The organism is Vibrio sp. B4-6, from assembly GCF_963888245.1.
In the GTDB taxonomy this organism is placed as follows: domain Bacteria; phylum Pseudomonadota; class Gammaproteobacteria; order Enterobacterales; family Vibrionaceae; genus Vibrio; species Vibrio anguillarum.
In genome coordinates this window covers 42,406-64,377 of sequence record NZ_CAWPIM010000004.1, presented here as the reverse complement: position 1 = coordinate 64,377, position 21,972 = coordinate 42,406, and the positions used below count along the sequence as shown (strand labels likewise).

Annotated in this window: 21 protein-coding genes; 3 read left to right on the top strand and 18 right to left on the bottom strand. The window is 45.2% G+C overall.

Annotated features, from left to right (window positions below; all coding sequences use genetic code 11):
- Positions 1–395 precede the first annotated feature (395 nt).
- From hemG to AACV20_RS01425, 3 genes are read right to left on the bottom strand one after another with little or no spacing between them, the layout of a single operon-like run.
- Positions 396–923, bottom strand: coding sequence for a menaquinone-dependent protoporphyrinogen IX dehydrogenase (hemG, locus tag AACV20_RS01435; RefSeq protein ID WP_013855605.1), 528 nt, complete (start codon positions 921–923; stop codon positions 396–398).
- 9 nt (positions 924–932) lie between these two features.
- Complete coding sequence (locus AACV20_RS01430; RefSeq protein ID WP_017046377.1) at positions 933–2,390, bottom strand: TrkH family potassium uptake protein; 1,458 nt, start codon at positions 2,388–2,390, stop codon at positions 933–935.
- Between the two features lie 30 nt (positions 2,391–2,420).
- Positions 2,421–3,044: a YigZ family protein gene (locus AACV20_RS01425; RefSeq protein WP_013855603.1), complete on the bottom strand. Its 624-nt coding sequence runs from the start codon at positions 3,042–3,044 to the stop codon at positions 2,421–2,423.
- 218 nt (positions 3,045–3,262) lie between these two features.
- Between AACV20_RS01425 and fadB the strand changes: the two genes are divergently transcribed.
- Both fadB and fadA read left to right on the top strand, forming a co-directional pair.
- Positions 3,263–5,434: a fatty acid oxidation complex subunit alpha FadB gene (fadB, locus tag AACV20_RS01420; RefSeq protein WP_094127394.1), complete on the top strand. Its 2,172-nt coding sequence runs from the start codon at positions 3,263–3,265 to the stop codon at positions 5,432–5,434.
- 14 nt (positions 5,435–5,448) lie between these two features.
- Positions 5,449–6,624 carry an acetyl-CoA C-acyltransferase FadA gene (fadA, locus tag AACV20_RS01415; RefSeq protein ID WP_047688049.1) on the top strand — a complete coding sequence of 392 codons (1,176 nt, stop codon included), beginning with the start codon at positions 5,449–5,451 and terminating at the stop codon, positions 6,622–6,624.
- Positions 6,625–6,690: 66 nt separating this feature from the next.
- On the opposite strand, the gene punR is transcribed toward fadA, so the two are convergent.
- Positions 6,691–7,596, bottom strand: coding sequence for a DNA-binding transcriptional activator PunR (punR, locus tag AACV20_RS01410; RefSeq protein WP_094147384.1), 906 nt, complete (start codon positions 7,594–7,596; stop codon positions 6,691–6,693).
- Positions 7,597–7,744: 148 nt separating this feature from the next.
- On the opposite strand from punR, the gene punC reads away from it, so the two are divergent.
- The gene (gene punC, locus AACV20_RS01405; RefSeq protein WP_170907830.1) at positions 7,745–8,950 is read left to right on the top strand and encodes a purine nucleoside transporter PunC; all 1,206 of its coding nucleotides are present in this window, start codon (positions 7,745–7,747) and stop codon (positions 8,948–8,950) included.
- Between the two features lie 62 nt (positions 8,951–9,012).
- On the opposite strand, the gene glmU is transcribed toward punC, so the two are convergent.
- The 14 genes from glmU to mnmG all read right to left on the bottom strand — a co-directional run bounded on the left by glmU (position 9,013) and on the right by mnmG (position 21,936).
- Positions 9,013–10,374 (bottom strand): bifunctional UDP-N-acetylglucosamine diphosphorylase/glucosamine-1-phosphate N-acetyltransferase GlmU, encoded by a 1,362-nt coding sequence (gene glmU, locus AACV20_RS01400; RefSeq protein WP_026028518.1) that lies wholly within the window; start codon positions 10,372–10,374, stop codon positions 9,013–9,015.
- 151 nt (positions 10,375–10,525) lie between these two features.
- Positions 10,526–10,948 carry a F0F1 ATP synthase subunit epsilon gene (locus AACV20_RS01395; RefSeq protein WP_013855597.1) on the bottom strand — a complete coding sequence of 141 codons (423 nt, stop codon included), beginning with the start codon at positions 10,946–10,948 and terminating at the stop codon, positions 10,526–10,528.
- A gap of 18 nt (positions 10,949–10,966) precedes the next feature.
- Complete coding sequence (gene atpD, locus AACV20_RS01390) at positions 10,967–12,370, bottom strand: F0F1 ATP synthase subunit beta (RefSeq protein WP_010319968.1); 1,404 nt, start codon at positions 12,368–12,370, stop codon at positions 10,967–10,969.
- A 34-nt stretch (positions 12,371–12,404) separates the two neighbouring features.
- Entirely contained in the window at positions 12,405–13,271 is an 867-nt protein-coding gene (atpG, locus tag AACV20_RS01385) for a F0F1 ATP synthase subunit gamma (RefSeq protein ID WP_013855594.1), read from the bottom strand.
- Between the two features lie 63 nt (positions 13,272–13,334).
- Entirely contained in the window at positions 13,335–14,876 is a 1,542-nt protein-coding gene (atpA, locus tag AACV20_RS01380; RefSeq protein ID WP_170907829.1) for a F0F1 ATP synthase subunit alpha, read from the bottom strand.
- Positions 14,877–14,889: 13 nt separating this feature from the next.
- Complete coding sequence (atpH, locus tag AACV20_RS01375; protein ID WP_013855592.1) at positions 14,890–15,423, bottom strand: F0F1 ATP synthase subunit delta; 534 nt, start codon at positions 15,421–15,423, stop codon at positions 14,890–14,892.
- Between the two features lie 15 nt (positions 15,424–15,438).
- Positions 15,439–15,909, bottom strand: coding sequence for a F0F1 ATP synthase subunit B (gene atpF, locus AACV20_RS01370; protein ID WP_013855591.1), 471 nt, complete (start codon positions 15,907–15,909; stop codon positions 15,439–15,441).
- 76 nt (positions 15,910–15,985) lie between these two features.
- A complete protein-coding gene (gene atpE, locus AACV20_RS01365) occupies positions 15,986–16,240 on the bottom strand; it encodes a F0F1 ATP synthase subunit C (RefSeq protein ID WP_002540812.1) in 255 nt (84 codons plus the stop codon).
- A gap of 57 nt (positions 16,241–16,297) precedes the next feature.
- A complete protein-coding gene (gene atpB / locus AACV20_RS01360) occupies positions 16,298–17,128 on the bottom strand; it encodes a F0F1 ATP synthase subunit A (RefSeq protein WP_013855589.1) in 831 nt (276 codons plus the stop codon).
- Positions 17,129–17,136: 8 nt separating this feature from the next.
- Complete coding sequence (locus AACV20_RS01355) at positions 17,137–17,526, bottom strand: F0F1 ATP synthase subunit I (protein ID WP_013855588.1); 390 nt, start codon at positions 17,524–17,526, stop codon at positions 17,137–17,139.
- A 188-nt stretch (positions 17,527–17,714) separates the two neighbouring features.
- Entirely contained in the window at positions 17,715–18,596 is an 882-nt protein-coding gene (locus AACV20_RS01350) for a ParB/RepB/Spo0J family partition protein (protein ID WP_017044113.1), read from the bottom strand.
- Between the two features lie 24 nt (positions 18,597–18,620).
- A complete protein-coding gene (locus AACV20_RS01345) occupies positions 18,621–19,394 on the bottom strand; it encodes a ParA family protein (RefSeq protein WP_013855586.1) in 774 nt (257 codons plus the stop codon).
- A gap of 14 nt (positions 19,395–19,408) precedes the next feature.
- Positions 19,409–20,041 carry a 16S rRNA (guanine(527)-N(7))-methyltransferase RsmG gene (gene rsmG, locus AACV20_RS01340; protein WP_010319958.1) on the bottom strand — a complete coding sequence of 211 codons (633 nt, stop codon included), beginning with the start codon at positions 20,039–20,041 and terminating at the stop codon, positions 19,409–19,411.
- On the bottom strand, positions 20,038–21,936 hold the full coding sequence (gene mnmG / locus AACV20_RS01335; RefSeq protein WP_010319957.1) for a tRNA uridine-5-carboxymethylaminomethyl(34) synthesis enzyme MnmG: 1,899 nt from the start codon (positions 21,934–21,936) through the stop codon (positions 20,038–20,040). The genes rsmG and mnmG overlap by 4 nt, the downstream gene beginning before the upstream one ends.
- Positions 21,937–21,972: the final 36 nt, after the last annotated feature.

Genomic DNA, 21,972 nt, shown 5'->3' with positions numbered 1-21,972 from the left:
TGACTGTGCCAAAATCAAGTAAACTTGATTCTGATTGGTCACTCAGTTCATTGATAAATCTTTTTTGATTATCATCAACGAGTGCCCACACAGATTGATAGGTTTATATTGTTAAAGAGCGTTCTTCGCTGGGTTGCCGAGGCTTCCTTTGAAGAGGCGGCCATTCTAGCGAGATAATGGAAAGTGTCAAACACTTTATTAAATTATTTCGTCTTACCGATTTGACCTACTGATTGACTGCTCGTTAGGCTTGAACCCTTACTGGCTGTGCCGTGTCAGTGAGGCGGCATTATAGAGATCGCCGTCACGTTGGCAACCCCTTTTTGCTGTTTTTTTTGATTTTCTATTTGTTCGAACAGAAAAAAGCCAAAAGACGCTAAAAATCGACTTTTTATTTACAATTTTTTAAAGTTATCACTAAAAAGAGATACTTTTTGCCAGTTTGTGTACTCAACTTCTTTTGAGGTGTCAGTTTCACCGCCAGTCAATGACATGATGAAACGAATCATCACCTTATCGAAAAAGTGATAACGTGGATAGTAAAGAGCACCAGCGAAAACTCCGATTAGCTTTGGTTGCCATGCTGATTTACTGAGAAAGGTTTTAATATAGACACTTCCTTCTGGAGTATCTTTACCCTGCGCTTCTTTTCTTGCAGTTAAGTTGACACAAAAGAACGCCGCTTTAGCGAGTGCTAATTGCTCTGCATGTTTTTCTATAAATTGATAAAGTTTTTTATTTAAATGTCCGTAGCGAATAGAAGCACCAATTAAGACTCGATCGTAAAGAGCTAAATCAATATCCTCAATTTGATGTAAATCGGCAAGTTCGCAATCAAACTCAGAAAGTTCCTCTTTTATATAGTTAAGAATTTTCTTGGTTTGACCTTCACGGGAAGAATAGAGAAAAAGAGCTTTTTGCACGGGATATCCTTAACTGCGCCAAAACGTAGGGGTAAGCAGTATTAATAGTGTAAAAATTTCTAAGCGACCAAAGAGCATCGAAACAACCAATACCCATTTTGCACTGTCATTAACATCCGCAAAGTGTACGGAGACTTGACCCAATCCAGGCCCTAAGTTATTCAATGTTGCAGCGACGGCAGAAAATGCACTCAGTTCATCCATTCCTGTTGCGATCAATGCCAACATACACGCCACGAAGACCAGTGCGTACGCTGAGAAAAATCCCCAAACCGCGTCAACAACTCGCTGTGAAAGAGCACTTCCGCCCACCTTAATCGTATACACGGCTCTTGGGTGGATAAGGCGTTTCATCTCACGAGCACCTTGTAAGGTAAGCAATAAGATACGGATCACTTTCATGCCACCGCCCGTAGAGCCAGCACACCCACCTATAAATGAAGAAAACAGCAATAATACAGGTAAGAATAACGGCCAATCTGCAAAACCCGTAGTGGTAAAGCCTGCCGTAGTCGAAATGGATACCGTTTGAAATAGCGCCTGATCAAAAGCGTCATAAAAAGAGTCGTAAGAATGGTGTTTGAGTAAAATCGAAAAGCAAACCGCAAACAAAATAACTTGTATAAGAGCGAAAGCTCTAAACTCTGGATCTTTAAGATAATATTTTGGATGAACACCACCTGTCGCAAACGCCGCGTAGTGGAGCGTAAAATTACAGGCCGAAATGAGCAAAAAAACAACCGTAATTAAATTGATCGCATAACTGTCAAAATACCCCATGCTTGCATCATGAGTCGAAAACCCACCAATAGCGATCGTAGAGAAGCTATGACAAATCGCATCAAATAGGGTCATCCCTGCTGCCCAAAAAGCCGTTGCGCAGGCAATCGTTAAGCTTAAATAGATGTACCAAAGTGCTTTGGCGGTTTCGGCGATTCTTGGAGTGACTTTAGTATCTTTGACCGGGCCTGGAATTTCCGCTCGATATAACTGCATTCCCCCAATTCCCAATACTGGCAAAATGGCCACCGCTAGAACGATGATCCCCATGCCACCAAACCATTGTAAAAACTGCCGATAGAACAAAATCGCTTTAGGTAATTCATCTAACCCAACAATGACGGTTGCTCCGGTGGTGGTTAATGCTGAAAATGATTCAAAAAACGCATCAGTCACCGATACATTGGGATTATCCGCCAACCAAAACGGTAATGAACCTGCACTACCGATAACCGTCCAAAACAGTACAACGATCAAAAAACCGTCTCTGGCTTTCAATTCATGTCGATAGCGGCGGTTTGGAAACCAAAAAAAACCGCCACACATCAACAATACAAAAAAGGTCGTGACAAAAGGCACACCTGCACCATCGCGGTACAGCAAAGCCACCAGCGCAGGGGCAAGCATAGAGACACTAAATAGCGCGAGCAAAAGCCCGACGATACGAATAATAGATCGAATTTGCATTGCTTTTTCTGAAGCGAAGCTTCTGACTTCCTAATTATTTTTTATGGCGGTCACTACAGCTTTTGCACCGCTTTTATTAATGATAGTTTGAGTAAAGGCATCAAGATGGCGCAATTCTATCTCAACAAGAAATTTAACCTGTTCTTTATAATCGGCTTCGACTTCTAATGCTTCATACTGCGCGATGATGGATTGAGCAATCGGCACAAAACCGTAGTCTAACGTTAGGGATAATTTTGTGGTGATTTTTTTCTCAATAGTTTGAAGCTGCTTGAGTGCTTGTTGTACTCCGCCACCATAAGCTTTAACTAACCCACCAGTGCCAAGACGAATCCCACCATAATAACGAGTGACGACGGCCGTTAACTCCCCGACACTCGATCCGGCTAGCTGCGCCAATATCGGTTTGCCCGCCGTCCCTGATGGCTCACCATCATCACTAAAACCCCACAACATCGAATCTTCCGGTCGTCCGGCAACAAAGCCCCAGCAGTTATGTCTGGCGTCGCTATGTTTTGTCTTTATTTGCGCAACGAAGGCTTTGGCAGCATCTACACTCGGAGTATGGGCCAAATAGGTAATAAAGAGGCTTTTTTTGATTTCCTCTTCAAATTGGGTGGGCAGCGCTGGAATTAAATAAGGTTGTTCGTTCATGTGAAATCATAGATCGAGCGGATGGCAAGAGTGTAACACGTGCACTTAAAAAAGCAGCGCTGATCTCCATTCGCACTCAATGTTAAACAGTTGTTTAAAAAATGTATTGAAATTAAACAATCCTCAGGTCAAACTAAACCGACTGGTCAAACCAGAACCATTAATACAACAAAAACTCTCACACACGATCTTAAGGTTGTATGTCACGGAGATAGACAATGATTTACCAAGCCAACACCCTACAGGTAAAGGAATTACAAGATGGTATTGCGGAGTTGCGTTTCTGCTCCAAGGAGTCAGTGAACAAACTTGACCTTGCCACTCTTGAATCGCTCAACCATGCACTTGATGCCCTAAAAGCCCACCAAGGACTGAAAGGCCTTATTCTTACTTCCGATAAAGAATCTTTTATTGTCGGGGCTGATATCACTGAGTTTTTAGGTCTCTTTGCTAAACCTGCGCAAGAACTCGACCAATGGCTGCAATTTGCCAATAGCATTTTCAACAAACTAGAAGATCTACCCGTTCCGACACTAGCCGCTTTAACAGGGCACGCGCTAGGCGGTGGATGTGAGTGTGTACTCGCTACCGATTTCCGTATTGGTGACGCGACCACCAGCATAGGATTACCGGAAACAAAGCTTGGTATTATGCCGGGGTTCGGTGGCTGTGTGCGTCTGCCTCGTGTAATTGGTGCCGACAATGCTATGGAAGTGATCACTCAAGGCAAAGCATGTCGTGCTGAAGAAGCCCTTAAAATTGGGCTGCTCGATGCGATTGTTGATAGCGACAAACTGCTTGAGTCAGCACTCAAAACCATCACATCGGCCATCAATGAAACCGTTGATTGGAAAATGCGTCGCCAGCAAAAAATGTCCGCGCTGACACTCAGCAAATTAGAAGCCATGATGAGCTTCACCATGGCCAAAGGCTTGGTTGCACAGCATGCCGGACCTCATTATCCAGCGCCAATAACCGCTGTTATTGCAATAGAAGAAGCCGCGCGCTGTAGCCGTGATGAAGCATTGGCCATTGAGCGTAGACACTTCGTTAAGCTCGCTCATTCTGAAGCGGCGAAATCCTTGGTCGGTTTATTCCTCAACGACCAATATATTAAAGCACTGGCAAAAAAAGCGGCTAAATCAGCCAATAAAGAAACCGGACGAGCGGCTGTACTTGGTGCGGGTATCATGGGCGGCGGCATTGCTTATCAATCGGCAGTAAAGGGCGTGCCTGTTTTGATGAAAGATATTGCTCAATCGTCCCTTAATTTAGGTATGACAGAGGCATCTAAGTTACTCAACAAGCAGCTAGAGCGCGGAAAAATTGATGGTTTTAAAATGGCAAGTGTGCTGGCATCGATTACGCCTAGCCTGCATTATGCGGGGATTGAGCAAGCGGATGTAATTGTTGAAGCTGTGGTTGAAAACCCGAAAATCAAAGCCGCGGTACTAAGTGAAGTCGAAGCCAATGTTGGTGAGGATGCGGTTATCACCTCGAACACCTCAACCATTCCAATCAACCTACTGGCCAAATCACTCAAACGTCCAGAAAACTTCTGTGGTATGCACTTTTTTAACCCAGTACATCGTATGCCATTGGTGGAAATTATTCGTGGTGAACACACTTCCGATGAAACCATCAATCGAGTTGTCGCTTACGCGGCCAAAATGGGTAAATCCCCCATCGTGGTCAATGACTGCCCTGGGTTCTTCGTAAACCGCGTACTTTTCCCTTACTTTGGTGGCTTTAGTTTATTACTGCGCGATGGCGCTGATTTCACTCAAATCGATAAAGTGATGGAGCGTAAGTTTGGTTGGCCAATGGGCCCTGCTTATCTTCTAGATGTGGTCGGTATTGATACCGCTCACCATGCACAAGCAGTAATGGCACAAGGTTTCCCCGAACGTATGGGTAAACAGGGCCGCGATGCTATTGATGCACTGTTTGACGCCAATAAATATGGCCAGAAAAATGGCAGCGGTTTCTATCAATACACTTTAGATAAGAAAGGCAAACCGAAGAAAACTTTCTCTGAAGAGGTTCTCACTGTTCTTAACGTAGAATGTGGTGATAAACGTACTTTTGATGATCAAACCATCATTGAGCGCATGATGATTCCGATGATCAATGAAGTGGCACTCTGTTTAGAAGAGAAGATCATCGCTTCACCCCAAGAAGCGGATATGGCGTTGGTGTACGGCTTGGGGTTCCCTCCTTTTAGAGGCGGCGTATTCCGCTATCTCGATAGTCTTGGCTTACAAAACTACGTTGCAATGGCAAGCCAATACCAAGCATTGGGCGCGATGTATCATGTACCTCAACTGCTGCTTGATATGGCAGAAAAAGGCGAGACCTTCTACGGTACTCAACAAGCAAGTTCTATCTAAGGAGAGATGTCCAAATGACTTCACATAAGAGAAATGTCGTAATTGTTGATTGCCTACGCACCCCGATGGGTCGTTCAAAAGGTGGGGCATTTCGTCATACTCGTGCGGAAGATTTATCTGCACATCTGATGAAAGGCATTTTAGCCCGTAATCCACAAGTCAACCCAAAAGAGATCGAAGATATCTACTGGGGTTGTGTGCAACAAACCTTAGAACAAGGCTTTAACGTCGCGCGTAATGCGGCACTGTTGGCTGGCTTGCCGATTGAAATTGGTGCCGTCACCGTTAACCGTTTATGTGGTTCATCAATGCAAGCACTGCATGATGCCACCCGCGCCATTATGGTTGGTGATGCTGAAATCTGCCTTGTGGGCGGCGTTGAGCATATGGGACACGTACCGATGAACCATGGCGTTGATTTCCATCCTGGCATGTCAAAAACCGTTGCCAAAGCTGCGGGGATGATGGGGTTAACGGCTGAGATGTTAGGTAAAATACACGGCATTAGCCGTGAGCAACAAGATGCCTTTGCCGCTCGTTCGCATCAACGCGCTTACGCAGCAACCGTTGAAGGCCGCTTCAAAAATGAAATCCTCCCCACTGAAGCTCATGCCGAAGATGGTACTCTGTTCACGCTCGATTTTGATGAAGTGATCCGCCCGGAAACCACTGTTGAGGGGCTAGCACAGTTGCGTCCTGTTTTTGACCCAGCCAATGGTACTGTAACGGCAGGCACCTCATCGGCTCTGTCCGATGGCGCATCGGCGATGTTGATCATGAGCGAAGAGAAAGCCAATGCGCTTGGCTTAAAGATTCGCGCGCGTGTGAAATCAATGGCCGTCGCTGGTTGCGATCCTTCAATTATGGGTTATGGGCCAGTTCCGGCTACCCATAAAGCGCTACAGCGTGCAGGCCTCACCATGCAAGATATGGATGTGATTGAGTTAAACGAAGCATTTGCAGCTCAATCTCTACCTTGCGCGAAAGATCTTGGTTTGCTCGATGTAGTGGATGAGAAGGTTAACCTAAACGGAGGGGCGATCGCACTGGGTCACCCTCTCGGGTGTTCTGGCACGCGCATCTCAACTACATTGATTAACTTGATGGAAGCGAAAGACGCCAAATATGGTCTAGCAACGATGTGCATTGGTTTAGGCCAAGGCATTGCGACTATTTTTGAGCGCCCATAACCATTCTGTTTTTCTTCTCACTGAAGAATCTTTTAAGAGCCAGCACTGCTGGCTCTTCTTATTAGGTTATTTAGCTTGAAGCCAATCACGATAAAGTTGATCGCTACTGCCCAGATAATTTACCATCCACTCGATCAATTTATGATTATCATCTTTGCGCCATACTAAACAGCATTGACTAAGCAGTTTATCAACGGTGAGAACCCGTTCAACCAACCCACCATCAACAATCAAAGGTTGTGCAATGTGTCTTGGCATGTAGCCCACACCGACTTCATTTTTTAAGCATTCAATCGCACTATACCAATTCGGTAAAAGTAAACGCCGTTGCTGCGGGTAGTGATCCGTATGTCGCTTGGGTAATACACTTGACGTGTCATCCAAACAAATCGCCGGGAACTGACTGACAAAATCTTCGGTTAAATAGGGCTCTTGAGCACAAGGGTGACGAGGAGACATTACAAATGCCCAATCCAACACACCCATGTCACGCACTTCAAAATCACCACCGACAGGAATCGCAGAGGTTGCACCAATCACAATGTCAGCTCGACCTTGCGCAATAGCTTCCCATGAGCCATTAAACACTTCCATGTTGATTTGCAGCTCAGCAAACTCAAACGTGCGATAAAAATCTTCCACCAGCGGTTTCATTTTGTCGAGTTTAACCACGTTATCAAGCGTCAATTTTAGCGTTTTCTGCCAACCATGCGCCGCGCGTTTAGTTTGTGAACGAATCTCTTCCATCTGCCTAAGCAATTGGCGAGCCTCCACCATAAACAGCTCACCAGCGGGCGTCAGTTCCACCTTTCTAGGTAAACGGCGAAACAGCAGCACATCCAAATCTTGTTCGACTTGGCGAACGCCGTAGCTGATCGCTGACGGCACTTTATGCAAAACTTCCGCAGCGGCGGTAAAACTACCCAACCGTGCGACAGTATCAAGCATTTCTAATGAGGATTTAGAAAACATAAGCCTTCAATTTTTTTGATGAATAACCAACAAATTTAGCGTTTCATTTAATATTAAACGAAAAATAGAATAGATGAGTAGATAAATTAAGGTTGGCATAGATTAATGCTGGCCAAATATTGATTAATTTTTTTGAATGGTAATAAAAATGAAAGCATCAAAATTACAGTTGCTGTACTTAGCCGCGCTCTCTATGCTTGGCTTCATTGCCACAGACATGTACCTCCCTGCCTTTAAAGCGATGGAAATGGACTTTGCCACAGGGCCAGAGCAAATAGCCTTGTCTCTCACCGTTTTTCTGGTCGGCATGGCATTAGGTCAACTGGTGTGGGGCTTAGCTTCCGATAAATATGGTCACCGTAACACTTTAGCGGCTGGCCTAGTTCTCTTCACATTGGCATCATTTGGTTTAGCTTTTAGCGAGCAGGTGTGGCAATTATTAGCGTTGCGCTTTGTGCAAGCTTTAGGGGTGTGTGCTCCCGCAGTGATCTGGCAAGCAATGGTAATTCAACGCTACCCAGCTAAAACAAGCCAGCAAATATTCGCCACCATCATGCCTTTGGTCGCGCTTTCACCCGCGCTTGCACCTCAATTAGGCGTCTTACTGGCCGATAACTTTGGTTGGCACAGTATTTTTGTGGCATTGACATTAATGGGCGTTGCGCTTGTAGCCTGTACTTTTGCTCAAAAAAATGAACAATCACAACCCAAACAAACCTCAATTAAGCAAGATATCAAAGCTCTGCTCAGCACTAAAACCTACTTGGGTAATGTGATGATGTTTGCTTGTGCTTCTGCGGCCTTCTTTGCCTACTTGACTGGGATGCCAGAGATTATGGCACGCCTTGGTTATGCCGCTAAAGATATCGGTTTGAGTTTTATTCCTCAAACGATCGCTTTCATGGTTGGTGGCTACTTAGGTAAGGTGGGAGTGAATAAATTTGGTGACGAAAAAGTGCTCAAGCAGTTGATTGGCCTCTTCAGCGTTGCCACTTTATTAGTATTCATTGCATCACAGTGGCAACTGACCTCAATTTGGCCAATTTTGGCACCGTTTTGCTTAATAGCAGTTGCCAACGGAGCGCTTTACCCTATCGTGGTGAACCGCGCACTATCGAGTGCCAAACAAAGCCCAGCCACTGCAGCGGGTTTACAAAATAGCTTACAAATCTGCGTTAGTAGTTTAGCCAGCGCATTGGTCGCAACGTTGGCCAGCCAAGCACAAATGGTGACGGGTATTGCAATTATGATTTGTATGGGCGGGCTATGGATTGGTTATATCGTCTCGAACCGCGAACTTTCTCAACACTTCACCGCACCAGATAATGCACGCGTAGTCAGCGATGAAGAGTAAGTCTTTTAATAAGAACTGATAAAAAGCCGCTCATTATAAGCGGCTTTTTAATCGTTCATTTGTTAGCTACGCTTAACAGGACGCTTCCAACCATTGATTTTTCGCTCTTTCGCGCGAGTGATGACTAACTCACCTTCAGCAACGTTACTGCTTAGCGTAGTGCCAGCACCAATCGTTGCACCATTGGCGATCGTTACAGGAGCAATCAACTGGCTGTCTGAACCGACAAACACATCATCACCAATTGTGGTTTTGAATTTATTGACACCATCGTAATTACAAGTAATAACGCCAGCTCCGACATTAACACGCTGGCCAATTTCAGCATCACCAAGATAAGTTAAGTGATTGGCTTTTGAACCTTCACCCAAACGAGTATTTTTTACTTCTACGAAATTACCCACGTGTGCATCATTACGCAGTTCAGCACCAGGACGTAAACGGGTAAAAGGCCCAACGGTACAGTTTTCTGCAACGGTTGCCCCTTCAATGACACTGTATGGGCGGATCACTGTGTTGTCATCAATTTCGCAATCTTTAAGCACGCAACCCATGCCGATAATTACGTTATCACCCAAAGAGACATTTCCTTCGATGATGACGTTTGCATCAATCTCAACATCCATCCCACACTGTAATTCACCACGCAGATCAAAACGCGTAGGATCGCGTAGCATCACACCTTGTTCTAATAGCTTTTTCGCTTGTGTTGCTTGATAAGCACGCTCTAAACGAGCCAGTTGAGCGCGATCATTTACCCCTTCCACTTCAATAGAGCTTGCAGGATGAACAGCCTCAACTGCGCGGCCTTCATTGTGCGCTGCAGCGATAACATCTGTCAGATAATATTCGCCTTGTGCGTTCTCATTACTTAAGCCTGACAACCAGCGCTTGAGATCGCGCCCCGTTGCCACCATCACGCCCGTATTGATCTCTTTAATTAACTTTTGCTCATCAGTGGCATCTTTTTGTTCAACAATTGCCACCACAGGGCCATGCTTACGCACGATACGGCCATAACCGGTTGGGTTATCCAGTACCACTGTCAGCAAGGCTATTCCATCATTAGGCTGTGCATCTAACAAGCTTTCCACGGTTTCTTCCGAGATCAATGGAACATCACCGTACAACACGAGGATCTTCTCATCGTCTTGGAAATGAGGCGAGGCTTGATCAACGGCATGGCCAGTTCCTAATTGATCCGCTTGCAGCACCCAGTTAACCGACTCTTCGGCAAGCGCTTGCTGCATTTGCTCACCACCATGACCATAAACCAAGTGGATATTTTGGGCACCTAAGCTATTGCACGTATCAATTACGTGTTTCACCATTGGCTTACCCGCCAGTTTGTGCAGCACTTTAGGCATATTAGAATACATTCGAGTACCTTTACCTGCTGCGAGGATCACTGCGCTAAATTTCATTGACAACCTATTGACCGTTAAAAAAGTTAAGCCGCATTTTAGCGGTAATTAAAGAGATAGTTAATTTAACTACATAATTTTCTGTTAAAAAATAAGCAAAAAGGCGACCTATAGGTCGCCTTTTTACATCACGTCTTAATTATAAAACACATTAACGACGTTTTTTGGTCAGCTCGATAACTCGTAACTGAGCCATGGCTTTAGCCAGTTCACTGGCCGCTTGTGCGAAGTTCATATCGCCATGCTGATTTGAAATATTCTCTTCAGCTTTGCGTTTGGCTTCTTCTGCCTTAGCTGCGTCTAGTTCTTCACCACGAATTGCCGTATCAGCCAGTACTGTAGCAGTACCCGGTTGCACTTCGACAATACCACCCGAAACATAAATAATTTCTTCGTGGCCGTGTAGCTTAACGATACGCACCATACCAGGCTTAATAGCGGTCAGCAGCGGTGTGTGACCGTGGAAAATTCCCAGTTCACCTTCGCTACCGGTCACCTGAAACGTTTCGACTTGGCCAGAGAAGATTTTCTTCTCTGCACTGACGACGTCTAGGTGAAAGGTTATTGCTGCCATATCGCCTCCTAGTTAGCCTTATAGCTTCTTAGCATTCTCAATCGCATCGTCGATAGTACCGCAGTACATAAACGCTTGCTCTGGAATGTCATCGTATTCACCAGATAGAAGACCTTTGAAGCCACGTAGCGTCTCTTTTAGAGGTACGTAAACACCAGGGTCACCTGTAAATACTTCAGCTACGTGATAAGGCTGAGTTAGAAAACGTTCAATCTTACGTGCACGTGATACAACTTGCTTATCCGATTCAGACAACTCGTCCATACCCAAGATCGCAATGATGTCTTTCAGCTCTTTGTAGCGCTGAAGCGTCTGCTGAACGCCACGAGCGATGTCGTAGTGCTCTTGACCTACGACGAGTGGGTCTAGCTGACGAGACGTTGAATCGAGTGGGTCGATCGCTGGGTATAGGCCCATTGCTGCGATGTTACGGTTAAGTACAACCGTTGCATCCAAGTGCGCGAACGTTGTGGCTGGAGACGGGTCCGTCAAGTCATCTGCTGGTACATATACCGCCTGTACAGACGTGATAGAACCTTGCTTAGTTGACGTAATACGCTCCTGAAGCACACCCATCTCTTCTGCAAGAGTAGGTTGGTAACCTACCGCTGAAGGCATACGACCTAGCAGTGCTGATACTTCCGTACCGGCAAGCGTGTAACGGTAGATGTTATCGATGAACAGAAGTACGTCCCGACCTTCGTCACGGAAACGTTCTGCCATTGTCAAACCCGTCAGTGCAACACGTAGACGGTTGCCTGGTGGCTCGTTCATCTGTCCGTAAACCATCGCTACTTTTGATTTTTCAGGCTCTTCGATGTTTACAACACCTGCTTCCTGCATCTCATAGTAGAAATCGTTACCTTCACGAGTACGTTCACCAACACCCGCAAATACTGAAAGACCTGAGTGTTGCAGTGCGATGTTGTTGATAAGCTCCATCATGTTAACGGTCTTACCTACACCTGCACCACCAAATAGACCGATTTTACCACCCTTAGAGAATGGACAAACCAAATCGATTACTTTTACACCGGTTTCAAGAAGAGCAGTTTCGTTTGATTGCTCTTCATAGCTTGGAGCTGGACGGTGGATAGAGTAAAGCTCTTCCGCACCGATTTCACCACGCTCATCAATCGCATCACCAAGCACGTTCATGATACGACCTAAAGTCTTAATACCGACTGGTACTGAAATTGGAGCGCCAGTATTTTCAACTACCAAACCACGACGTAAACCATCAGAGCTACCCATTACGATTGCGCGAATCACGCCACCGCCAAGCTGCTGTTGAACTTCAAGAACGAGACGTTCTTTTGAATCCACAACATTCAGAGCATCGTAAACACTTGGTACTTCGCCCTGTGGGAACTCTACGTCGACTACCGCACCGATGATCTGTACGATCTTACCTGTAGCCATCGTTAATCCTCTAAACTGTTTGTTTTACCTAAGCTTAAACCGCTGCTGCACCAGAAACGATTTCCGATAGTTCTTGTGTAATCGCCGCCTGACGGGCTTTGTTATACACAAGCTGTAAATCATCAATCAAGTTGCTTGCGTTATCGGTAGCTGCTTTCATCGCAATCATTCGAGCAGCTTGCTCACAAGCAAGATTCTCAACCACACCCTGATAAACCTGAGACTCTACATAACGCAGCAATAGTGCATCGAGTAGAGGCTTTGGTTCAGGCTCATAGATGTAGTCCCAAGAATGTTCGCGTTTCATCTCTTCGCTATTCGATCTAGGCAAAGGTAGTAATTGATCGATCGTTGGTTCTTGAACCATAGTATTCACAAATTTGTTGAACACTACGTATAGGCGATCCAACTCACCTGCATCATATTTCTTCAGCATAACACCAACGGAACCGATCAAATCTTCCAAGGTTGGGCTATCGCCCAAACCAGAGACTTGAGCAGCGACTTTAGCGCCACTGTTTCTAAAGAAAGCCGTTGCCTTTGAGCCCACAATTGCCAGCTCAACCTCAGCACCTTTCTCCGACCAATCTTTCATGTCATGTAGAGCTTTTTTGAACAAGTTCACGTTCAAACCACCACACAAACCACGGTCTGTTGAAATAATGATGTAACCAACACGTTTGGCTTCGCGCTCTTCTAGATAAGGATGACGATATTCTAGATTTGCACTCGCCACATGACCGATCACTTTACGCATTGTTTCAGCGTATGGACGAGAAGCTTCCATGCCGTCTTGCGAACGACGCATTTTTGAAGCTGCTACCATTTCCATCGCTTTCGTAATTTTCTGCGTGCTTTTAACACTACCGATTTTATTACGTATCTCTTTTGCGCCGGCCATCGTTTTACTCTCTTTTAAGGTAATCCGTTATTGGTCAGTGGTGACCCTAAGGTCACCCACCAATTACCAGGTCTGGGTTGCCTTGAAATCGTCAACCAGTTTCTTGAACTGAGCTTCGATTTCATCGTTATAAGCACCCGATTTGTCGATATCTTTTACAAGATCAACATATTGACCACGAGCATACGACAGTAGAGCAGATTCAAAATCAGCCAGTTTATTCAACGCAACATCATTTAAATAACCACGCTCTGCCGCAAAGATAACCAACGCTTGGTCAAACACAGACATCGGAGCATATTGTTTCTGCTTCATCAGCTCTGTTACTTTCTGACCATGGTTTAGCTGTCTCTTCGTCGCTTCATCAAGATCTGACGAGAACTGAGCAAATGCAGCAAGTTCGCGGTACTGTGCAAGCGCGGTACGGATACCACCTGACAGTTTCTTGATGATTTTCGTCTGAGCGGCACCACCTACACGAGATACTGAAATACCAGGGTCAACGGCTGGGCGAACACCCGCGTTGAATAGTTCAGTTTGTAGGAAGATCTGACCATCGGTAATCGAGATTACGTTAGTCGGTACGAATGCTGAAACGTCACCCGCTTGTGTTTCAATGATAGGTAGCGCGGTTAAAGAACCGGTTTTACCTTTCACTTCACCCTTAGTGAAACGTTCTACATACCCTTCGCTGACACGAGCAGCACGCTCAAGTAGACGAGAGTGGAGATAGAAAACGTCACCTGGGAATGCTTCACGGCCTGGTGGGCGTTTGAGTAGTAGTGAGATCTGACGGTAAGCAACCGCTTGTTTAGATAAGTCATCATAAACAATCAGTGCATCTTCACCGCGATCGCGGAAGTATTCACCCATTGCACAACCTGCATATGGCGCAAGGTATTGCAATGCCGCGGACTCAGAAGCCGATGCAACAACCACAACTGTGTTTGCAAGCGCGCCGTGCTCTTCTAATTTGCGTACTACGTTAGCGATAGTTGAGGCTTTTTGGCCAATCGCAACATAGATAGAGTAAATACCTGAATCTTTTTGGTTAATAATTGCGTCGATCGCCATTGCTGTTTTACCAGTTTGACGGTCACCGATGATAAGTTCACGTTGGCCACGACCGATTGGGATCATAGAGTCAACTGACTTATAGCCGGTTTGTACTGGTTGATCGACTGATTTACGGTCGATTACACCAGGTGCAATCATTTCAACAGGTGAAGACAATTTCGCTTCGATAGGACCTTTACCATCGATAGGCTGACCGAGTGTATTCACTACGCGACCTAACAATTCAGGACCAACTGGCACTTCAAGAATACGACCAGAACCTGTTACTTTCATGCCTTCCTTAAGGTCAGCATATGGGCCCATGACAACCGCACCAACCGAGTCACGCTCAAGGTTAAGTGCAAGTGCATAACGGCCACTCGGTAATTCAATCATTTCACCTTGCATCACGTCCGCTAGGCCGTGAATGCGAATGATACCATCGCTTACCGATACGATAGTACCTTCATTGCGAGCTTCACTAACAACGTCGAAAGATTCGATACGTTGTTTAATTAGATCGCTAATTTCCGTGGAATTAAGTTGCATGCTCCAATCCCCATCAAGACTGTAATGCATCGCTCAGGCGGTTTAAACGACCGCGGGCTGAGTTATCGATGACAAGGTCTCCGGCTCGAATTATAACCCCACCAAGTAGGGTCTCATCTATACTGCAATTCAGCTGAACTTTGCGTTCAAGACGCTGCTCAAGTTTGGTGCTGATATTGACAAGCTGTTCATCAGAAAGCTCAGTTGCTGAAATCACTTCAACATCCATCTGCTTCTCATGCTCTTGTTTCAGAGCAAAGAACTGTTCACTAACATCAGGAAGAGCCTTTAATCGGCCATTCTCAGCCATCACCTTTAACAGGTTCTGGCCATAAACATCAAACTGTTCGCCACAAATTGCGATGAAAATTTCCGCTAATTTCTCAGCCGAAACAGAGCCCGTTAGTAGCTCTTTCATTTGCTCGTTCTTTGCGACCTCGGCAGCAAAAGCTAACATCTGACCCCATTGGTCAAGTTGCTTTTTCTCTACCGCAAAATCGAATGCTGCTTTAGCATAGGGGCGTGCAATTGTAGTCAAATCAGACATAAAGCGCCCCCATCCTTAAAGTCTTGCAGTAATGTTGTCGAGAATATCTTTGTGCGCATCTTTATCGATAGAACGCTCAAGGATTTTCTCAGCACCAGCTACAGCCAGAGTTGCAACTTGTTTACGCAGCTCATCGCGGGCACGGTTACGTTCAGATTCAAGTTCAGCTTCCGCTTGAGCAAGGATTTTCTGGCGTTCTGCCTGAGCTTCCTCACGTGCTTCGTCTAAAATTTGAGCTTTACGTTTATTTGCCTGTTCGATGACCTCAGTTGCAGTGCGCTTCGCTTCTTTCATTTGTTCAGAAGCGTTGGCTTGTGCTAGATCCAAGTTTTTAGCAGCACGCTCAGCGGCTGAAAGACCGTCAGCAATTTTCTTCTGACGTTCTTCGATCGCATTCATGATTGGCGGCCATACATATTTCATGCAGAACCACACAAACAGTGCAAACGCGATTGCTTGACCTAGCAGAGTTGCGTTCATATTCACAACAGCTACCCCTCTATTTGTTCACCAACGAAAAGTATTAATCAACGACAAATCATCAATTTGTGTGATCGGTTGATTAACCTAGTTGACCAACAAATGGGTTCGCGAAAGTGAATAGAAGCGCAATTACGATACCGATCATAGGAACCGCATCAAGTAGACCCGCGATGATGAACATCTTAACTTGTAGCATAGGAGCCATTTCTGGTTGACGAGCAGCACCTTCAAGGAATTTACCGCCTAGAAGTGCGAAACCAATCGCTGTACCAAGAGAAGCAAGACCGACGATAATACCTACGGCGATTGCAGAAAAGCTCAGTAAAGTTTCCATTACTATCTCCAATTTATAGTTGTTGGCTTATGTGCCCAAATAAAAAGCTTTAAAAAATTAATGATCACTATCTTCGTGTGCCATTGATAGATAAACAATAGTCAGCATCATGAACACGAAAGATTGAATCAGAATTACCAGAATATGGAAAATCGCCCACGGTAGTGAACCCATCCATTGTAGCCACCATGGTAGCATCGCTGCGATAAGAATAAATACCACCTCACCTGCGAACATGTTACCGAATAGACGCATACCGAGTGAGAGAGGTTTCGCAAGTAACGATACCACTTCAATAAGTAGGTTAAACGGAATCATGGTCCAGTGATTGAATGGATGTAGAGCTAATTCTTTCGCAAAACCACCTAGGCCTTTCACTTTGATGCTGTAGTAAATCATCAGAGCAAATACGCCTAGAGCCATAGCCATGGTGATATTCACATCAGCTGACGGAACCACTTTTAGATAAGGGATACCAAGCCAATGTTGTGCTGGATACGGTAAGAAATCGATGGGCACTAAGTCCATGATGTTCATTAACAATACCCAACAAAAGATAGTCAGTGCCAGCGGTGCTATAAGTGGATTGCGTCCATGAAAGGTGTCTTTGACGTTTTGATCGACAAATTCTACCAATATTTCAACAAAACACTGCAGCTTACCGGGTACACCCGCTGTTGCTTTCTTTGCTACAGAGCGAAATATCCATAGGAATATTAAGCCAGTAAACAAGGAAAAAAACAGGCTATCGATATGTACGTTCCAGAAACTCGTCTCACTAATTGACAGCCCCAAATCGTAATGCTCAGAAATCTTCGCAAGAGAGAGGTTCGTCAAGTGGTGTTCAATGTATCCGGACGATGTTAGCGCTTCACCTGGCGCAGCCATAACTCATCCTATTTTTTGTTGTTAATGAATAGCACTGGCGCACAGATATTAATACCTAGAGCCAGCAAATAGGTTAGTTTGAGGGGAACGAGTTCCACCTGCATATACATGTAGGCAACACAGAACAGTGCAACTGTGATGAGGATCTTGAGTACTTCGCCAGTGTAGAAAGAGGCCGCGACTTGCTTCGCAGCACGAGCTCCACTAAACATAAAAGCACACAGCGCAAAAACCGCATTGGCAATGACAAAGATGCCACCCCCAATCAGCGCAGAAAAGCCCCATTCAGCATTTACAGCTACCGCCATTCCTGCCGCCACAAAAATAACCGCGCCAGACTGGATCATTAACAATCGCTTAGCAAGCTCTCGTCCTGGTCTAGCCAACGCAGCTACCATGTATTCGTACCTCTAATAATATCCTCAGCTCATCTACAACATAGGGCTGGGAAATTGGCGAAAATTATACGGTGAGTCGAACTGATTGCAATTGAAAGACAGCAAAAAGTTACAATTTTGTTTACAAACCGACAACTTTCAAATAAAAAAACGTTTTTTGCATAATTGACTTAAATCAATTATCTCATTTAGCTTTCTAGCTTGGCAATTAGTTGCTCTAATTTGTGAGGCTCATCAAGACTAATCGTCATTTTGGCTTTGCCACCTTTTGAACGAATGATCGACACTTTAGCCCCTAACATTTCACTCAATCTTTGTGACATTTGTTGTGCATCTAAGTCTTCCGATGCCGATCCGTCCTCAGAAGGCTGTGTTAGACACTTTTTCACTAATTGCTCAGTTTGTCTCACGGTCAGCTGTTTTGCGGCCACACGTTGTGCAATTTCAATTTGTTGATCGCCTTCGAGCATCAATAATGCTCGTGCATGGCCCATTTCAAGCTGCTTGGTTTCCACTAAACGCTTCACGCCATCCGCCAATTGATTTAAGCGTAATAAGTTACTCACGGTAGTGCGTGATTTACCAATCACATCAGCCACCTGTTGGTGAGTGAGCTTAAATTCGTCTTGCAACCGCTCTAAAGCTTGTGCTTCTTCAATCGCATTCAAATCTTCGCGTTGAATATTTTCTATCAGTGCCATCGCAATCGCAGCGCGATCTTGGACATTTTTGATCAAACAGGGCACTTGCTTTAAACCTGCTTGTTTTGCAGCGCGCCAACGGCGTTCACCTGCAATAATTTCATAGCCGCCAAGCTCTAAACGTCTTACTACGATCGGCTGGATAATACCTTGCGATTGGATAGACGCAGATAGCTCTTCCAACGCTTCTGCCGACATATCTTTACGTGGTTGATACATGCCAGGTTTCAAATTTGATACCGCAATATCCATTAATTCGCCATCAGAAGAGAGTGCTTGGCTATGTGAGGCGGCTTGCTCCTTTTCACGAGCAAGAGAACTGGTTGCGAGCAATGCATCCAATCCTTTTCCTAAACCACGTTTAGTCATGTAGACGAATTCCTTTAGTTGAGATTATGCGGGTATTTCTTCTCGACGAAGCATTTCGCCAGCTAAGGCGAGATACGCTTTTGCTCCAGCTGAATACTTGTCGTAGTACATTGCTGGTTTGCCATAACTTGGCGCTTCAGCAAGACGGACATTACGAGGAATAACGGTGCGATAGACTTTGTTTCCAAAGTGCTTTTTCAGTTGATCGGATACTTCATTGGCTAGGCGATTACGCGGATCGTACATCGTTCGAAGTAACCCTTCGATTTTCAGGTTTTCGTTGACTACCGCGGCTAACTTGCTGATGGTATCCATTAACGCCGTTAAACCTTCTAATGCAAAATACTCACATTGCATTGGCACTAACACAGAATCCGCTGCGGCCATGGCGTTGATTGTAAGAAGATTTAAAGAAGGAGGACAATCAATAAAGATGAAATCATAGTTATCACGAACTGGCGCGAGGGCATTTTTCAAACGCACTTCGCGAGCAAAGACTTCCATTAATTTGATTTCAGCGGCTGTCACGTCTCCGTTTGCCGCAATCAAATCGTAGTGTCCCGTTGTTTTGCGACACACGACTTCATCAAAAGGGGTGTCTTCGACCAACAATTCGTACGCGGTTGCATCTACTTGATACTTATCAACACCACTGGCCATCGTTGCATTGCCTTGTGGGTCGAGATCGATCACTAAAACTTTACGCTTAGTCGCCGCCATAGAGGCCGCTAAGTTAATGCACGTTGTTGTTTTTCCTACGCCACCTTTCTGGTTGGCGATTGCTACGATTTTGCCCACGGTATGCCTCGCTGTTATCCCTTGCGAGATAAGATTACAAGATGACGGTCACCTTCCAACTCAGGAACTTTCAAAGCTTTGACATCAGTCACAGAACACCACTCAGGTAGTGTGGCTATTTCCTCATCTGGCCGTTGTCCTTTCAGGGCTAAAAATCGGCCCGATGTTTCTTTTGGTAAATGGTGACACCATTCCACCATATCGAGCATTGAAGCAAACGCACGGCTCAGTACGCCATCAAATTTTACTTCAGGCTGAAACTCTTCGACTCGACTTTGAATCGTGGTCACATTTTTAATACCAAGCTCATGCAGAACTTGTTTAATAAAACGAATGCGCTTACCTAAACTATCGAGTAAGTAAAAGGTTTTATCAGGATTCATGATAGCGAGAGGTATTCCAGGTAAACCAGGCCCAGTACCAACGTCGATAAAACGCTCACCCTGTAAGTGAGGACTTACCACTATACTATCTAAAATATGTTTCACCAACATATCCATAGGATCGCGCACTGAGGTGAGATTGTAGGCTTTGTTCCATTTATTCAGCAGTTCCACGTAACCGACTAATTGGCTACGTTGCTGCTCATTGACCTCGAGATCGGTTTGACCAATTAAATCATCGAGACGCGTTCTTAACTCGCTCATGCGGCGTCTTCCCCTTTCTTCAGTACACCTTGCTTTTTCAAATAAACCAATAAGATAGAAATAGCAGCTGGTGTAATACCAGAAATACGAGAGGCAATACCAACCGTTTCAGGTTTGGCATTGTTAAGCTTAAGGATCACTTCGTTGGACAAGCCTTTGACCTGTTTATAGTCAAGATCCAGCGGCAATTTAGTGTGCTCATGGCGCAATGATTTGTCGATCTCATCTTGCTGACGCTGAATATAACCATCGTATTTGATTTGAATTTCAACTTGCTCAGCCGCTTCACTATCGTTCAATGCTGGTGCAAATGACTCAAGCGACGTGAGCTGTTGATAGGTGATTTCAGGTCGACGTAGTAAATCTTCACCACTTGCTTCACGAGACATGGGTGTTTTGAGCAACGCATTCAGTGCATCAACACCAACGGAGTTCGGGTTCATCCACGTTTGTTTCAAACGTTGACGCTCGATTTCCATGTTTTCCATTTTTTGATTAAAACGCGCCCAGCGCGCATCATCGACTAAACCTAACTCTCTGGCTTTTTCGGTTAAACGCAAATCGGCATTATCTTCGCGTAGCAGTAAGCGATATTCAGCGCGAGAGGTAAACATACGATAAGGTTCTTTGGTACCCATAGTGGAAAGATCATCGATCAACACGCCCATGTAAGCTTGATCACGGCGTGGACTCCAGCCTTCTTTTTCTTGGCTAAATAAGCTTGCATTCAAACCAGCCATTAACCCTTGCGCTGCCGCTTCTTCGTATCCGGTGGTGCCGTTGATTTGACCAGCAAAGAACAAACCACTGATGAATTTGGTTTCATAGGTTTGTTTTAAATCTTGTGGATTGAAAAAATCGTACTCGATGGCGTAACCCGGACGAACAATATGTGCGTTTTCAAACCCTTTCATTGAGCGAACGATCTGCACTTGTACATCAAACGGTAAGCTGGTGGAAATACCGTTAGGGTAGAGTTCTGTCGTGGTCAAACCTTCAGGCTCGATAAAAATTTGATGGCTATTTTTGTCGGCAAAACGCATGACTTTGTCTTCGATCGATGGACAGTAGCGTGGGCCGATACCTTCGATGACTCCTGCGTACATCGGACTACGATCAAGATTGGCACGGATCACATCATGCGTTTTATCGTTGGTATGCGTGATGTAGCATGGTATTTGACGTGGATGCTGTTCACGTTGTCCCATGAAGGAAAAAACAGGCGTTGGGTTGTCACCGTGTTGTGTTTCTAACACTGAGAAGTCCACGCTGCGCGCATCGATCCTTGGTGGCGTACCCGTTTTTAAACGATCGACTCGAAACGGCAGTTCACGTAAACGTTGCGCTAATGCGATCGATGGAGGATCTCCTGCGCGGCCTCCTGAGAAGTTTTCAAGACCAATGTGGATCTTTCCACCAAGGAAGGTGCCTACCGTCAACACCACCGCTTTGGCGTGGAATTTGAGGCCCATTTGAGTCACAACGCCCATTACACGATCATTTTCAACGATAAGATCATCGACCGCTTGTTGGAACAAAGTTAAGTTTGGCGTGTTTTCAAGCACATCACGCACATACGATTTGTAAAGCGCACGATCTGCTTGGGCTCGAGTCGCTCGAACCGCTGGCCCTTTTGAGGCATTGAGTGTTCTAAATTGAATACCTGCATGATCAATCGCTTGTGCCATTAAACCGCCCATGGCATCGACTTCTTTAACCAGATGTCCTTTACCAATTCCGCCAATCGCAGGATTGCACGACATCTGTCCTAGAGTCTCAATGTTATGGGTAAGCAATAGCGTACTTTGACCAGTACGAGCTGCAGCGAGAGCGGCTTCCGTTCCAGCATGGCCACCACCGACCACAATGACGTCAAATTTTTCGTGATAAAGCATGAACCGACCTCAGGTATTCAATGAAGCATGGACTGA